The 15,634-nt window shown below is 63.5% G+C and carries 13 protein-coding genes; 6 read left to right on the forward strand and 7 right to left on the reverse strand.

Annotated elements, in window-relative coordinates; all coding sequences use genetic code 11:
* Nucleotides 1-137 precede the first annotated feature (137 nt).
* Nucleotides 138-1,049 carry a LysR substrate-binding domain-containing protein gene (locus J6595_RS08435; protein ID WP_209594013.1) on the reverse strand — a complete coding sequence of 304 codons (912 nt, stop codon included), beginning with the start codon at nucleotides 1,047-1,049 and terminating at the stop codon, nucleotides 138-140.
* A 137-nt stretch (nucleotides 1,050-1,186) separates the two neighbouring features.
* Between J6595_RS08435 and J6595_RS08440 the strand changes: the two genes are divergently transcribed.
* Nucleotides 1,187-2,743, forward strand: coding sequence for a catalase (locus J6595_RS08440; RefSeq protein WP_209594014.1), 1,557 nt, complete (start codon nucleotides 1,187-1,189; stop codon nucleotides 2,741-2,743).
* A 269-nt stretch (nucleotides 2,744-3,012) separates the two neighbouring features.
* The gene (locus J6595_RS08445) at nucleotides 3,013-3,159 is read left to right on the forward strand and encodes a DUF3563 family protein (RefSeq protein ID WP_209594015.1); all 147 of its coding nucleotides are present in this window, start codon (nucleotides 3,013-3,015) and stop codon (nucleotides 3,157-3,159) included.
* 151 nt (nucleotides 3,160-3,310) lie between these two features.
* Here the strand turns inward: J6595_RS08445 and J6595_RS08450 are convergent, their stop codons facing one another.
* The 4 genes from J6595_RS08450 to J6595_RS08465 all read right to left on the reverse strand — a co-directional run bounded on the left by J6595_RS08450 (nucleotide 3,311) and on the right by J6595_RS08465 (nucleotide 8,291).
* Nucleotides 3,311-4,360 (reverse strand): hypothetical protein, encoded by a 1,050-nt coding sequence (locus J6595_RS08450; RefSeq protein ID WP_209594016.1) that lies wholly within the window; start codon nucleotides 4,358-4,360, stop codon nucleotides 3,311-3,313.
* Between the two features lie 235 nt (nucleotides 4,361-4,595).
* Entirely contained in the window at nucleotides 4,596-5,357 is a 762-nt protein-coding gene (locus J6595_RS08455; protein WP_209594017.1) for a class I SAM-dependent methyltransferase, read from the reverse strand.
* Nucleotides 5,358-5,433: 76 nt separating this feature from the next.
* On the reverse strand, nucleotides 5,434-6,555 hold the full coding sequence (locus J6595_RS08460; RefSeq protein ID WP_209594018.1) for a tetratricopeptide repeat protein: 1,122 nt from the start codon (nucleotides 6,553-6,555) through the stop codon (nucleotides 5,434-5,436).
* A gap of 515 nt (nucleotides 6,556-7,070) precedes the next feature.
* On the reverse strand, nucleotides 7,071-8,291 hold the full coding sequence (locus J6595_RS08465; protein ID WP_209594019.1) for an argininosuccinate synthase: 1,221 nt from the start codon (nucleotides 8,289-8,291) through the stop codon (nucleotides 7,071-7,073).
* A gap of 224 nt (nucleotides 8,292-8,515) precedes the next feature.
* On the opposite strand from J6595_RS08465, the gene J6595_RS08470 reads away from it, so the two are divergent.
* Nucleotides 8,516-9,379 (forward strand): outer membrane protein, encoded by an 864-nt coding sequence (locus J6595_RS08470; RefSeq protein WP_209594020.1) that lies wholly within the window; start codon nucleotides 8,516-8,518, stop codon nucleotides 9,377-9,379.
* A gap of 100 nt (nucleotides 9,380-9,479) precedes the next feature.
* Nucleotides 9,480-10,124 carry a LysE family translocator gene (locus J6595_RS08475; protein WP_209594021.1) on the forward strand — a complete coding sequence of 215 codons (645 nt, stop codon included), beginning with the start codon at nucleotides 9,480-9,482 and terminating at the stop codon, nucleotides 10,122-10,124.
* A gap of 99 nt (nucleotides 10,125-10,223) precedes the next feature.
* Here the strand turns inward: J6595_RS08475 and J6595_RS08480 are convergent, their stop codons facing one another.
* Nucleotides 10,224-10,814 (reverse strand): NADPH-dependent FMN reductase, encoded by a 591-nt coding sequence (locus J6595_RS08480; protein WP_209594022.1) that lies wholly within the window; start codon nucleotides 10,812-10,814, stop codon nucleotides 10,224-10,226.
* A 154-nt stretch (nucleotides 10,815-10,968) separates the two neighbouring features.
* The gene (locus J6595_RS08485) at nucleotides 10,969-11,628 is read right to left on the reverse strand and encodes a glutathione S-transferase family protein (protein ID WP_209594023.1); all 660 of its coding nucleotides are present in this window, start codon (nucleotides 11,626-11,628) and stop codon (nucleotides 10,969-10,971) included.
* Between the two features lie 377 nt (nucleotides 11,629-12,005).
* Here J6595_RS08485 and J6595_RS08490 point away from each other — a divergent pair, with 377 nt between their 5' ends.
* A complete protein-coding gene (locus J6595_RS08490; protein ID WP_209594024.1) occupies nucleotides 12,006-14,282 on the forward strand; it encodes an acyl-CoA dehydrogenase in 2,277 nt (758 codons plus the stop codon).
* On the forward strand, nucleotides 14,279-15,565 hold the full coding sequence (locus tag J6595_RS08495; RefSeq protein ID WP_209594025.1) for an acetyl-CoA C-acetyltransferase: 1,287 nt from the start codon (nucleotides 14,279-14,281) through the stop codon (nucleotides 15,563-15,565). Before J6595_RS08490 ends, J6595_RS08495 begins: the two co-directional genes overlap by 4 nt.
* Nucleotides 15,566-15,634: the final 69 nt, after the last annotated feature.

Here is a 15,634-nt window from a genome sequence, read left to right on the forward strand (position 1 = left end):
GTCCTCGGGGTGCTTTCGGGAAATTGAATCAAGTGGCCACCCTGCGCGCAGAACGGCGACCAAATCGTGTCGCGCCTAGTTGCTTGCACGGCGTTCCGGCGGCTGCCCGTTAGAACGATGAGGCTCGCAGCCGTTTCCTATGCTCCCGGCCAAGATGTCTTGTCCATCGACCGGCAGATGATTTTCGCAAACGCCTCGAAGTCGGACCGGCGCACGGATGTCGGGCGGAAGGCAAGAACGAGGCGGCGCGATGGCACCGGACGTTCGAGTGGCAGAACGGTGATGCCCTCGGCCCTTGCTTCGTCGGCAACGGCCATGGCGGGGATGAGGGTCGTGCCGAGACCGCCGGCCACCATCCGCAGGACGGTCGTCAGGCTCGTGGCGCCGAGGCTCGCGAAGTCTTGATCTGCCGCCATGCGGCAGATGTCGAGGGCCTGGGTGCGCAGGCAGTGCCCTTCCTCGAGGAGGATCATGCGTTGCCGAAGAAGCGCTTCGACCGGCACGGGATCGGGCAGGAGACCTGCTTCGGCCGCGGGGACCGCGAGCCAGAACGGATCGTCGAACAGGGTGATCGTCTCGATGTCCGCGTCGTTTTCGAGGGGCAGCGCGACGACAGCGCAATCGATGTCGCCGATGCGAAGGTCGGCCAGCAAAGTCTCGGTGATGCTTTCGCGCACCTGGCATTCGAGGTCGGGAAAGGCCCGCGAGAGCTCGGGCAAGAGGCGAGGCAGGAGATAGGGGGCGACGGTGGCGATCATGCCGACCCTGAAGCGTCTGCCGAGAAGGCTGGCGCTGCGCTCTGCCAGACTTTCGAGCTCGCGGACCTCGGACAGGATTCGGCGCACGCGCTCTGCGACCAGCTCGCCGTCGGCCGTCAGATGAACGCCGGACGGCTCGCGCCGGAACAACGCCGCGTGCATCTCCGTCTCCATTTGTGAGATCTGGCCGGAAAGCGCGGGCTGGCTGATGTTGAGGCGCTTGGCCGCACGGCCGAAATGACGCGTTTCGACGAGGGCCTGGAAATAGCGGATCTGCCGGAGTGTGAACATGCGCGATAAGTTATGCTGATCGTGGGCGAGGACAAATACGATTGGAGCTGATCGCGCGGATCCTACATAGTAGCTTGGAACACTTCAAAGGCTTGCGCCATGTCGCGAGCCGACAATCAAGACGAGGGAGGCCATTTATGGCTGATCGCAACACCTTACGCACATCCGCCGGTGCGCCGTGGCCGAACAATCAGGATTCGCTGTCGGCCGGCGAACGCGGCCCGCTTCTCATCCAGGACTACCAGCTAATCGAGAAGCTCGCCCATCAGAATCGCGAGCGCATCCCCGAGCGCACCGTGCACGCCAAGGGCTGGGGCGCCCACGGCAAGATGGTGATCACCGAGGACATCTCGAAATACACCAAGGCGAAGTGCCTGCAGAAGGGCGTCGAGACGCCGATGCTGGCGCGCTTCTCCACGGTTGCCGGCGAGGCCGGCGCCGCCGACCACGAGCGCGACGTGCGCGGCTTCTCCTTGAAGTTCTACACCCAGGACGGCAACTGGGACATGGTCGGCAACAACACGCCGGTCTTCTTCGTCCGCGACCCCTACAAGTTCCCGGACTTCATCCACACCCAGAAGCGTCACCCGAAGACCAACATGCGCTCGCCGACAGCCATGTTCGACTTCTGGGGCCTGTCGCCGGAAGCTCTGCATCAGGTGACGATCCTGATGTCCGACCGCGGCCTGCCGCAGTCGCCGATGCACATGAACGGCTACGGTTCGCACACCTTCTCGCTGTGGAACGACGCCGGCGAGCGCTACTGGGTGAAGTTCCATTACAAGACCCAGCAGGGCCACGACTGGTACTCCAACGCCGAGGCCGAGAAGATCATCGGCAAGACTCGCGAGGGCTATCAGGAGCGGCTGTTCAACACGATCGAGGAAGGCAAGTACCCGCGCTGGAAGTTCCAGATCCAGGTCATGCCGGAGATGGACGCCGACAAGTGCGACTTCAATCCGTTCGATCTCACCAAGGTCTGGCCGCATGACCAGTTCCCGATGATCGACGTCGGCTACATCGAGCTGAACCGCAACGCCGACAACTACTTCGCCGAGATCGAGAACGCCGCCTTCTCGCCGTCGAACGTCGTGCCGGGCATCTCCTTTTCGCCCGACAAGATGTTGCAGGCTCGCGTCTTCTCCTATGCAGACGCCCATCGCTACCGGCTTGGCACCCATTACGAGACGATCCCGGTGAACCGTCCGATCGTGGAAGTGCACAACTACCACAAGGATGGCGAGATGAACGTCTTCGGCGGCGTTCGGACCGGCAACGAGAACGCCTATTACGAGCCGAACTCCTTCGCAGACGAAGGCGCGGCCGTCGAAGACCGTTCGGCCCAGGAGCCGCCGCTGCGGATCTCGGGCGATGCGGCCCGCTACGACCACACCAAATATGACGACTACCTGCAGGTCCGCGCGCTCGTCATGGAGGTCATGGACGAGGCCCAGCGCCAGCGGCTCTATGCCAACATGGGCGGCGCCATGGCCGGCATTCCCTCACAGATCGCGGAGCGCTGGTTCGGTCATCTGAAGCAGGTGCATCCGGACTACGAGGCTGGCGTTCGCGCGGCATGGAACGAGGCCAACGCCTCTTCCGGCTACTCGCCGAACTCGCACCCGGTGACCGACGACACCCCGCAGATGACTTCCGGCAACAATGCCGGTAATCGCCCGCAGGCGGCCGAATAATCATCGGCGAGGAGCGCCCGACAAGGGCTCTGTTGCCGATGAGACCAATGGGGTCGGGCTTTTTGCCCGGCCCCTTTTTGTCAGGGGCCTCTCTTTCGAGCGGCCGTGTCGACGGCAAACCGGTCGCGCGAATGCCGGCCGCCGGGACACCAAATCCGTAAAGCTCCAGTGAAGCTGCGCCTTCTCCTGGTGCATAGGAGCGTTGCATCTGCCCCGATTGCTGCATTGCACAAGAAGACATAGCTTCATGGCAACAAAGGAGAAAAGCCATGAAGTTTGCAAAGACGATCCGCTCGCTGCTTGGTTCTGAGACGCAGCAGACCCGTGAACATCGCTATCTCGACCAGTCCGTCTCGATGGCCGATCTCGAGCGCCGTCAGCGCGAAATCGACCGCGGCATGTTCCGCCAGCGCTAAGGTCCGACCGGGACGCCGAGGGGCCCGTTTTGTCTTGGGCTCAGCGCATCGCTCGTCGCGGACAAGCGGTTGTTCCCGCCCGGGCAAGACCAGATGACCAAACCCCTGGCACCCCTTCGGTCAGGGGCCGCAGCGGCTCTTCATCGTGCCGTCACTCGAGCGGCGCCGCCTTCACTCTGCGAAGGCGGATCGTTTCGACGGAAAACACCCCCTCGATCGCGCCTTCCTTCATGTCGAAGGCGAATGTGATCGGGTTGGCGGCGCTCTCGACCGTGAACTCCTGGGTCAGCGCAAGCCGCCCTTCGGTGGGAAGGTCGCAGGACAGCATTCCGCGGCGCTTGTCGAGTTCCGAAATCAGCCAGATCAGGCGATTTTTGGATGGGTTATCGCTGACCCGGATGACCACTTCGCAGAGCCAGTTGCCCGGCACGAGGCGGTATTCCGGCCCGTTGAGCAGGCGCCGCGCCTTGCCGAGCAGTTCGATGTATTCGGGCGCGGGCTCCTGGCGGTTGCGCGGATCGAAAAGCGACTGGATCGGCCAGGAGATCGTTCCGCCCTCGATCTGCCCGCGCCCCACTCCATAAGCCTCCCGCACCGCCCCGAGCAGCGCGATCTCGTCGTCGTTGAGCGCGTCGATGGCGGCCTGCGCGTCCTTGTAGTCTGAGGCAAACGCGTTCATCCCCTCGATGATCGTCGTCCTCGGGGTGATGGCGCCCAGCTTCAGGCGCGCGACGACGGTGTCCACCAGCGCCTGATCGGGCTCGATGCCGAAGAACCACGCCAGCGACTGAATGAAGGGCAGGAGCAGCGAGTTGGTGTCCGGCCGGGGATAAACCATCGCATTGGTGGTTTCGGCGAGATAGGAGAGCGTCGCCGAGGCCATGGTGGCGGAACAGAGCACCTTGCGGAACTCCTTGTTGGGATCGGTGAGCATTCGCCCGACGGTCTGCGAGAGGTCGTCGTCGAAGAGAACGACCTTGGACTGCGTTCTCTGAAGAAGCTTGGCGACCCGGTTGTCGCCGGCATGGATGAAGGCGACGAACGCGTCGGTCTTGCGATCCTTGTAGGCGTCGTAGAACTGCTCGAGCCGGGAGAACTGGGCCGGCTGGACGTCGCCATGCGCAGCCCTGCCGATCGCCTGGACCATCGAAAAGCCGAAGCGGCTATAGGCGGAGTGCGATCCCGAAACTAGGTACAGCATGGCAGGTTTTCTTCCTGGGCATTGCGACGAACGGCTGGAGCGCGCTCGCATAGAACATTTCCACTCGATTAGCGATTCTGCTCACCGCGCAAGTGGTCGCATGGCTGATGGTCGAGGGGCGTGACGGGAAATCTGGCGTGAGCCGCCGGCATTCGCTAGGTGAGGGGCGACGCGAGGGGCGGCGAGGCGGCAGAAGGTCTGGCAGCCCACGGGTGGCCGCCCGAAACCGCGATCTCTACGGCCCCGGCTTGCGGACGATGAACGCGAAGTGCGATGAAAACATCAGCTTCATCAGATTGATCCGCATTTCGTCTGCACCGATCCTGGCGCCGTAACGTTCGATCTCCCGCATGACCGCATTGTCGGGCTGCAGCTCGCCGGCGAGGGAATTCTGATTGGTCCCGCGTGTGACGATGAGCAGGCGGCGAAGCAGGAAGGTCAGTCCATCGAAGCGCGGATAGACTTTCTCAAGCTCAAGCCCGGCCGCCTGACTTGCCACCTTCAAGCCATAGGGCGTGAAATTGAAGGTGCTGAAGTCGTGCATCTGCTCCAGCTGCGAGACCGAACCGACAATGGCACCGCCAGGTTTCAGCACCCGCGAGATTTCTGAAAAGGTCCGGGGAATGTCGGTGAGATGTTCGAAGACCTGCATGGAGAACACGACGTCGAAGGCGCCGTCCTCGGCCGGGATCCTCACGCCGTCGTAAAAGATGATGTCGTTCACGCCTCGGGCGGCGTCGTGCGCCGAAGCCGCCATGCCCTCGGCATAGTTCAGGCCCGTCCAGCGAAATCCGTATCGCTCGCAGGCCTTGCGGTAGGCGCCGGTCCCGCATCCGAAGTCCAGGAGCGTCTGCCCGCTCCCGGAGCTTTCCTTTGCCAGGAGGTGCTCGGGGCCCCGTACCAGCTCATCCGAGCGGGCCAGAAGCGGGCCGATCTCGCGATAGAAGGAGCCGTCGATGACGAGCTTTGTCCCCGAGGCGAGTACGGAACGCACCATTGCGGACAGAAGCGAAGCTGCGGAGGGCTCATCTCGAATGAATGCGACCTCCGCAGGTTCCGGTGTCCGAGCGACCCTAGAACCCCGGTCGCGTCTTCTTTCCCATCCACTTGTCTGCAATCGAGCCGATATCGAGAGCGATCGCTCCCTCACGTTTCAACCGCAATGCGTAAAGCTTACCCAATATTCCGCCGCCGACCAAGACCACCCGTCCACGTTGATCGTTTTCGGCGATCAACTTCATGTTCTTGTGGAAGAAGTCGGGGAAGTGGCGGCCCGTGACGGTTCCCTCGCCGTGGAGATGCCGGCGCGAGGGTTCGCCGGGAATCGGATAGTAATCGACGTCCTTGACGCCGAACTGCCCCTTGATGTGGTCCACGATATCGGGATGGCATGACATCACGCCGACCCGGCTCTGCGAGGCCAGGAGCTCTTTCAAAAAGCCGGACGAATCGAGCTGATAGTGCAGGGATTCGGTGAAGAGCGCGGCCTTGCGGGACTTCAGTTCCAAAGCGCAGCGCAGGGCGTTGATCGTTCCCGGGACGCCGCGGATGCTGGCGATCTCGTATTCGTGCCGGATCCAGCTCAGGGACGGCGAGCCGATGACGTCTGCCGTGCGCAGGACATGGCGCAGATCGGTCAGCGCCGCGTAGAAGCCGCCCTGCGCCGAAATCTGGTCTGCCCCGAACCAGATGTTCCAGAACTCCTCGCGGTTGCGATCGTAAAGGGCACCGTAACGGGTTTCATCGCGCGTCGAGCGGTGGAGCCAGGTGCCTTCCCCGTCGCCGATCCGCACCATGGCGAAAGGCGTCTGGGTCTGGACGGCGTTCGTGATGCTCTTCTTGATGTTGTCGAGGGTCGTGCGAAAGGGCTTCGCCTTTTCGTGCAGCGCATTTGCCTCTTCGTGGCGGAAGTCGGTGACAAAGCGCGTGAACTGCGATGCCATGCCGATATTGCGCAGGGTCTCGATGCTTCTGGGAAGAGCTCTTTCCAGAACGCTCAGGGCCGCATCCGTATGGCCGTCGGTCGCCAGATGCAACGCGAAGGCCATGACGGTTCTCGCGTCGGACGGATTTCGGTCATAGGCATAGGAGAAGGCAGCAAGCGCATCGGCCTTGCGCTTCTCGCTCTGGTAGAGAATGCCAAGTTCGTAGCTAGGCTGGAAGTTGTCCGGCTGCGCCTCCTTGGCTGCGAGCAACGTTCGTTCTGCCTCGTGCAGCTCGCCTTTGTTCCTAAGGGTTACGCCTTGCCTTAGCAGCTCGAAAGGATCGTCTTTACTCAACTGACGTCGCGCGTCCTTCTTCCCGAACAACAATTCTTCGCCTTATCCATCAACGGTGTGGTCAATGGCGCTTGCAGCCACCGGTTAAGTTGATTGGCACTGCGTCCGCATGAACTACGCGAGCGCGGGTTCGTAAGATGCTCACTCTCCCCGGGAAGACAGGCTTTTCAGGGAGTAACATGCTGTGCATACGATCTTCCGGTTCCCGAATCGGGCTGTCAGGCGAGGGTCTTATCGGCTTTTCGGCCGGTTTGCCAAGAAGCCTCAGACGTCCGACGTCTCTCGGCTTCCTTGCACTGCGCGGCCCGGTTGGGCGATGGCGGCCGGAGCCGCCGGCTTTGACCCGATACGACCACGACCGGCCACGGGTCTCATTCCAAACGCGCTGAAGCGATGGGCCTTGATTGTGGCAATTCTGGCAAGCCGACGCGTCAGCGCCCGTCCCGCTTCGCCAGCGTCCTCAGCCGCAGGGCATTCAGCTTGATGAAGCCGGCGGCGTCCTTCTGGTCGTAGGCGCCGTGGTCGTCCTCGAAGGTGACGAGGGCGTCGGAATAGAGCGATTTCGGCGAGGAGCGGCCCTCGACGATGACATTGCCCTTGTAGAGCTTGAGGCGGACTTCGCCCTCGACGTGCTCCTGGCTCTTGTCGATCGCCGCCTGCAGCATCTCGCGCTCGGGCGAGAACCAGAAGCCGTTATAGATCAGCTCGGCATATTGCGGCATCAGCTGATCCTTCAGATGCATGGCGCCGCGATCGAGCGTGATACTCTCGATCGCCCGGTGGGCGGCGAGCAGGATCGTGCCGCCCGGCGTCTCGTAGATGCCGCGCGACTTCATGCCGACGAAGCGGTTTTCGACGAGGTCGAGCCGGCCGATGCCGTTGTCTCGGCCGAGATCGTTCAGCGCGGCGAGCAGTTCGTGCGGCTTCATCGCCTTGCCGTCGATCGAGACCGGATCGCCGTTCTTGAAGCCGACGGTGATGATCGTCGGCTTGTCCGGCGCCTCTTCGGGGCTGACCGTGCGCATGAAGACGTAAGGCGGCGGCGTCTCGGCCGGATCCTCCAGCACCTTGCCCTCGGAGGAGGAGTGCAGGAGGTTGGCGTCGACGGAGAAGGGGGCTTCGCCGCGCTTGTCCTTGGTGACGAGGATCTGGTTCTTTTCGGCGAAATCGAGAAGCGCGGTGCGCGACTTGAACTCCCAGTCCCGCCAGGGGGCGATGACCTTGATGTCCGGGGCGAGCGCATAGGCCGACAATTCGAAGCGCACCTGGTCGTTGCCCTTGCCGGTGGCGCCATGGGCGATCGCGTCGGCGCCAGTCTCGCGGGCGATGTCGACGAGGTGCTTGGAGATCAGCGGCCGGGCGATCGAGGTGCCAAGGAGATAGGTGCCCTCATAGACGGCATTCGCCCGGAACATCGGGAAGACGAAGTCCCGGCAGAACTCCTCGCGCACGTCGACGATCCGGATGTCCTTGACGCCGGCCCGCTCGGCCTTTTCGCGCGCCGGCGCCAGTTCCTCGCCCTGGCCGAGATCGGCGGTGAAGGTCACCACCTCGGCGCCGAGTTCGGTCTGCAGCCATTTCAGGATGATCGAAGTGTCGAGCCCGCCGGAATAGGCGAGGACGACCTTTTTGACGTCGCGTGGGAGGGTCATGGCGGGGCTGGGATCCTGTTTTCGTCGAAATTCCGGTTTCGGCCGAACTTTATGGCCGCGTCTGACAGAGGCAAGGCATTCTCATGGCATGTGTTGTCAAGAGCACACCCTTTCCTGTCGTCATCTGATAAGTCCGTCTGACAGCGGTGATGGCAGCTTTGAGTTGTTTCGCGCGCCTCGTCGATCGCAGCCGAGTAAACCGGCTAAATCCGCGAAAGAGACTGATGTTGAAGCGCAATTCACTGATCGCCATCGTCGTCTTTTCGCCGTTCGGGGTGGCGGAGGCGCAAGACGCCGGCTCTTTCGATTCCCCTGACAACTTCCAGTCAGTCCTCTCTTTCGATGGAGCCTATGTCGGGTTCAGCGGCGGTTTTTCTCGGGCGGAGCGGGACTTTTCGTCGAATTTCGGGCTCCTGCCATCTGCGAAAGAGGCGAGCGATCAGGCGTCGGCCGGCTTCCATTCAGGCTACGGCACGACCTATGGCGCCTTCTATCTCGGCACGGAGGGCGACGTTCGATTTTACGACGATGACGGCGTTGCCGGGACGGACGAATTCGCAAGTCGATGGAGCGGTTCCTCGGTCGGGGGCGGCGCTCTCGCAGGTCAGGGTATCGGGGCGGCGGCCGGGACAGAGCCGGGCTCGTCAGTCTCGCCGAGCGTCAGCGAACGGCAGATCGACATATCCGAAACCTACCGACAGAGGATCCGCGAAACTGTTTCCGCCAAACTGCGAGCCGGCTATGTGGTCGGTCGCTTCATGCCTTTCGTGACAGGCGGCGTAAGTGTCGGCCGCACCGATATCGACTATGCAGGCCGGATCGCATCGGAACGCCGGGTCGATGGTGAGCTGGTCGGCCGTTCCGACTATCTCGCCGAGGTCTCCGAGAACGAAATCCAATTCGGCTACACCGTCGGTGGGGGACTGGAATATCTCGTCGACGAGAACATTTCGCTGAGAGGCGAGTATGCCTTCACCGATCTGGGAACACAGCGCTACGTCTTCCAATCCTCTGACCTGCCAGACCTCGATGTCCAATTCGATACCAAGGTCCATGAGGCACGACTCGGTTTCAGCTTCCGTTTCTGAGCTGGGGGTGTCTGGCGAAGGCTGAAGAAGTTGTCGTTGCGGGGGTTGGGCAGTCGGCGTAGAGCCTCCTGATGATCAAGGAGCTTTCGGCAGGCGCGTCATGACCTTCATTCCCGATCTTTCGACCCTTCTTGCCTTCTCCCTTGCCTGTTTCATCCTGACGATCACGCCGGGGCCGGACATGACGTTGTTCCTCGGCCGCACGCTGGCCGGGGGCAGGGCCGCCGGGATCGCCGCCTTTGCCGGCGCCTCGACGGGATCCTTGATCCACACGACGCTCGCCGCCGTCGGCCTGTCGGCGCTGATCGCGGCGTCGCCGGAGGCGTTCTTCGTCCTGAAGATCTTCGGCGCGGGCTATCTGATTTTTCTGGCCGTCCAGGCGATCCGCTCCGGCTCGACCTTCCGCGTGGACACGAAGGGCGCGCCGAAACCCCGCTCGCTCAAGGCCAGCTGGCTGACCGGCATCGGCATCAACCTGTCGAACCCGAAGATCATCCTGTTCTTCGTGACCTTCCTGCCGCAGTTCATCCAGGCCGGCGATCCCCATGCCGGGGCCAAGCTGTTTTTCCTCGGGGTCTATTTCATCGTCTTTGCGGCGCCGTTCTGCGTGGCGATGATCTTCGCCGCCGACGGCCTGTCGGCGGCGCTCAGACGTCGGCCGAAGATCACGCGGGCGATCGACTGGATCTTTGCCAGCGTCTTCTCGGTCTTCGCGGTGAAGATCCTGATGACGCAGGGGCGGTGAAGCGTATCCGGCTCGGCCGGATCGAGCCTCCGCCGAGCGGGGCAGGGCGCCGTCGAGGCGGCTTTGCCAGGGCGTTCGCCAAAGGGAGGTGAAAGCTGTTTAATAGGGCGGCGGGATCTTTTGCCTTTGCGCTTTCGCGGCCTCGGCCCACCATTGAAGATCGCTCGCAAAGCGGGGAAACGCCTTTTCCAGATGGCCGCCGGCGTCGCCCGTCGGATTGCCATTCTCGTCGAGGGTCGCTGCGATCGGGCCGACGGAGAGCGCCGACGAGATCACCACTATCCCCATCTCCGACAGCGTGCCGTGCCAGGCCATCGCGGCCCGGACTCCGGAGAACCGCCCGGCCGAATAGCTGGCGATCGCGGCGGGACGCCAGAACCACTCCTCGAGGAAGTGGTCGGTCAGGTTCTTCAGCCCCGGCTGAACGCCCCAGTTATATTCGCCGGTCACGAAGACGAAGCCGTCGGCCGCCTTGATCTTGGCGGCCAGAGCCTGAAGCGCCGCTGGCGCGGTGCCCGGATCGTATTCCTTGTACATGCGGTCGAGCATCGGCAGATCAACGGCCTTGGCGTCGACCAGTTCGCAGGCATCGCCGCGTGATTTGAAGCTCTCGACGACGTAGCTGGCGAGCCGGATGCCCATCCGGTCGCGCCGGTAAGAGCCGTAGAACACCAGAATGTTCAAAGCCATGCGACGTCTCCCTCCCGCTCTGCCAAGCCGCGGGCGGGATCATAGCCCGGCGGGGCTGGTCTGGCAGCCAAATCGCCGTGAAGCCGAAAGGACGCTCGAAAGCACGGGTCGCGGCGCGGCGTCGATCGGCGCCGATCCGTCGCCCTCAAACCCCTCATGCATAGGCATAGGGGCCGCCGCGCTTCAGGGCCTGACGATAGGCCGGGCGCTCGTGAATGCGCTGGAGGAACTCGCGCAGGCGCGGGTGATGCTCGTAGCCGAAACGCGTGGCGGCGGCTTCGACGGGAAAGCTCATCATCACGTCGGCGACGGTCATCTGCGGCCCGGCGAACCAGCCGGTCTTCTCGATCGATCGCTCCCAGTGATTGATGTGCAGCGTCATCTGCGGCTGGACGAGCATCTCGTCGACCTTTTCCATCGCGGTCTTGAGGATCGGCTTGGCGAAAAACGGCGCCCGGTCGGGGATCATCTGCAGGACGAGCATCAGGAACAGCGGCGGCATCGCCGAACCTTCGGCGTAATGGAGGAAATGCCGCACGGTCCAGTAGTCGTCGCTGCCGACCGGCGGCATCAGCCGGCCCTCGCCATATTTCGTCAGGATGTATTCGACGATCGCGCCGGTCTCCGCGATCGTGCGGCCCTCGTCGGTGACGAGGGGTGACTTGCCCAGCGGATGAACCTGCTTCAGCTCCTTGGGCGCCTGCAGGTCCTTGGTGCGCTGATAGTGCTTCACGTCGTATGGCGCGCCGAGTTCTTCGAGCAGCCAGAGAACGCGCTGGGAGCGGGAATTGTTGAGGTGGTGGACGGTAAGCAAGGTTGAAATTCCCGAAAAAGGTGTGAGGCGGGCGGTCACGACCGACGATCTTGCATCACGATGTAGTGCGCTCGCGCGGGCAATGCCATCGCGCAAGCGCTGGCCATTGGCCTGAAGGCCCCTGTAAACCTCGGCGAACGGATCTGCCGGCAGCGGGCGTCTGCGCCCGCTTGCGCTGATGTTGCGCAGCTTGGCGGGGATATCTGTCGAGCCTTCCGGCGCGTAGTGTGGAGATCACCGGCGGGGCGAAACACCGGATTTTTTCACGCGCCGTATTTTGACGTTTACGTAAAAGTTCGCTATCACACTGCCAAAGTCGAAACCTGCGGGGCCACTCCGGCATTATCGTGGGTGAGGAGCTGAAAGGGAGCCGTTCCATGTCGTTCCGCAAGGACAAGATCACCCGCCCGATCTTCAAATGGGCCAAGGGCGTGATGCCCGCCATCTCCAAGACCGAGGAGGAGGCGATCGGCGCCGGTACCGTGTGGTGGGACGGCGAGCTGTTTTCCGGCAATCCCGACTGGGACGAGCTGATCAAGACCCCGCCGGCGAGGCTCTCGCCCGAAGAGCAGGCCTTCATGGACGGGCCGGTCAACGAGCTTTGCGGCATGATCGACGACTGGACGATCTCGTCGCGTGATCGCGATCTGTCCGAGGACGTCTGGGCTTTCCTGCGGGAGAAGAAATTCTTCGGCATGATCATTCCCAAGGAATATGGCGGCCTCGGCTTTTCCAACACGGCCCATTCGGAAATCGTGCGAAAGGTCTCCTCGGCTTCGGTCGTCGCCGGCGTCACCGTCATGGTGCCGAACTCGCTCGGACCAGGCGAGCTGCTCATGCATTTCGGCACCGACGAGCAGCGCGATTACTGGCTGCCCCGGCTTGCCGATGGTCGCGACGTCCCCTGTTTCGGCCTGACCTCGGCCGATGCCGGCTCGGATGCGGCTGCGATGACAGACACCGGCGTCGTCGAATACGGCCAGCACGAGGGCAAGGAGGTTCTCGGCATCCGCCTGAACTTCCACAAGCGCTACATCACCCTCGGTCCGATCGCGACCGTGATGGGTCTCGCCTTCAAGATGCGCGATCCCGAGAACCATCTGGGCCGGGGCGAGGAACTCGGCATCACCGTCGCGCTCTTGCCGACATCGACGCCGGGCGTGAAGAGCGGCGACCGGCACATTGCGCTGAACACCTATTTCCAGAACGGCCCGCTTTCCGGCGAGGACGTCTTCATCCCGCTCGACTGGATCCTCGGCGGCGAAAAGCAGATCGGCCAGGGCTGGACGATGCTGATGACGGCGCTCGCCGCCGGCCGCTCGATCTCTCTCCCCTCGCAGTCGGCGTCCGCGGCGGCCTATTGCGCCCGCGTGACCGGTGCATACGCCCGTGTGCGCACCCAGTTCGGCGTGCCCATCGGCATGTTCGAGGGCATCCAGCAGCCGCTCGCCGAGATCATCGCCAACGCCTATCTCATCGACGCCGCCCGTCGGCTGACGGTCGCCGCTCTCGACCAGGGGCACAAGCCTTCGGTCCTCTCGGCGATCATGAAGGCCCATGCCACCTACCGCATGCGCGAATGCGTCGAGCGGGCGATGGACATCCATGGCGGCAAGGCCATCATCGAAGGCGACAAGAACTATCTCGCGCCGATGTACCAGTCGGTGCCGATCGGCATCACGGTCGAGGGCGCGAACATCCTGACGCGCAATCTCATGATCTTCGGTCAGGGCGCCATTCGCGCGCATCCTTACATGCTGAAGGAGATGCTGGCCCTTTCCAATCCGGATAGGGAGAAGGGGCTCGCCGAGTTCGACGAGCATTTCTGGGCCCATGTCGGCCATGCCCTGAAGAATGCCTGGCGCACATTCGCGCGCGGCTGGACCGGCGGCCTCGCAGCGCCGGCCCCCAAAGACGCGGCCTTCACCGGCCACTGGCGCCAGCTCTCGCGCTATGCCGCGGCCTTCGCGCTTCTGGCCGATCTTTCGCTGCTCACCTTGGGCGGCGCCCTGAAGCGCAAGGAGATGCTCTCGGCCCGTCTCGGCGACATCCTGTCGGAGCTCTATCTTCTCGGCGCCGTCTTGAAGCGGTTCGAGGTGGAAGGCCGGCCCGAGGCCGACAAGCCGCTGGTCGAGTACATCATGGAGAAGGGCTATTGCCGGCTCTCCATCGCCTTCAACGGCGTGCTCGACAATCTGCCGGCCCGCTGGGCGGCGGTGCTCGTGCGCTTCCTCGCCTTCCCGCTCGGAGTGCCCTACGAGGAGCCGTCCGACGAGCTGACCAGCGAGGTGGCGGGCATCATGATGCGTCCGTCCTCCCAGCGCGACCGGCTGTCGCCGGATCTTTATCTCGGTGAGCGTCATGCCGAACACCGGATCAAGGATCTCGAAACCGCCTTCGAGCTCGTCTGCGACGCAGCCCCGATCGAGAAGAAGATGCGCGAGAAGAAGATCAAGGACCCGGTCGCCGCGCGCGATCAGGGCGTCATCACGGCGGAGGAATACGAGCGTCTCGGCAAGGTGAAGGAAGCGGTCGCCAAGGTGGTCGCCGTCGACGCCCACGACCCGCACGACGTCTCGCCGATCGCCGATCAGCACGTCACCCAGCGCCGGACCGGCACCGAGGAGCTGCAGACGCGAGAGGCGGCCGAGTGAATTCGCAACCCGTCTATCTCGTCGACGGCGCCCGCACGCCCTTCATCAAGGCGCGCGGCCGCCCCGGCCCGTTCACGCCGGTCGATCTCGCCGTCCAGTGCGGCCGGCCGCTTTTGCTGAGGCAGGATTTCCCTGTCTCGGCGATCGACCTCGTCATCCTCGGCTGCGTCAACGTCATCGCCGAGGAGATGAACCCGGCGCGCGTCGCTTCGCTTCGGCTCGGCATCTCGGACGAGACGCCGGCCTTCACGGTGCAGATCAACTGCGGCTCGGGCATGCAGTCGCTCGACACGGCCTTCCGCTATATCGAGCGCGGCACCCACGAGATCGTCCTCGCCGGCGGGGCAGAGGCGCTCAGCCATTCGCCGCTGGTGCTGACGCGCGGCGCCGTCGAATGGTTCGCGCGGCTGAACCGCGCCAGGACCATGGGTGATCGGGCCAAGGTCTTTTCGCAACTGAAGCCCGGCTATCTGAAGCCGGTCATCGGCCTGGAACGCGGGCTCACCGATCCGATCACCGATCTCAACATGGGCCAGACGGCGGAGATTCTCGCCCATCTCTTCAACGTCTCGCGCCGCGAGGCCGACGAATATGCCGTCGAGAGCCATCGCCGCCTCGGCGAGGCGACGAAGAACGGGTATCTCAAAGGCGAGATGCTCCCGGCCGTCGCGAAGGACGGCAAGGTCTACGATCACGACGACGGCATTCGCCCCGGTACGACGGTCAAAGACCTCGCCAAGCTGAGGCCGGTCTTCGAGCGGCCCTATGGCAAGGTGACGCCCGGCAACGCCTCGCAGATCACCGACGGGGCGTCGTGGAACATCCTGGCGTCGGAAGCGGCGGTCGAGAAATACGGGCTGAAGCCGCTCGCGCGGATCGTCGACAGCGACTGGGGCGGCCTCGACCCGTCGATCATGGGGCTTGGACCCGTCACCTCGATCGCGCCGATTCTCAACCGCCAGAACATGAGCGTCGCCGATGTCGATCTGTGGGAGCTGAACGAGGCCTTTGCCGCGCAGGTTCTGTCCTGCGTCGCCGCGCTCGATCAGCCGGACATCGCCGATGACGTGCTCGGCCTTAAAGGCCGGGGCGGGCGGATCGACCACGACAGGCTGAATGTCGATGGCGGGGCGATCGCCCTCGGCCATCCGGTCGGCACCTCGGGCAACCGCATCACGCTGCATCTCGCCACCACGCTGAAGCGCCTCGGCAAGAAGCGCGGCATCGCCACCCAGTGCATCGGCGGCGGCCTCGGCGGCGCAATGCTTCTGGAAGCAGCCTGACGACACCCGACCTGCGCGGCAGCATGGCCCGCGCATGCAACGAGAAACGCGAGAAAAGCGGACGGTAAC

It is taken from the genome of Jiella mangrovi, from assembly GCF_017815135.1.
In the GTDB taxonomy this organism is placed as follows: domain Bacteria; phylum Pseudomonadota; class Alphaproteobacteria; order Rhizobiales; family Rhizobiaceae; genus Jiella; species Jiella mangrovi.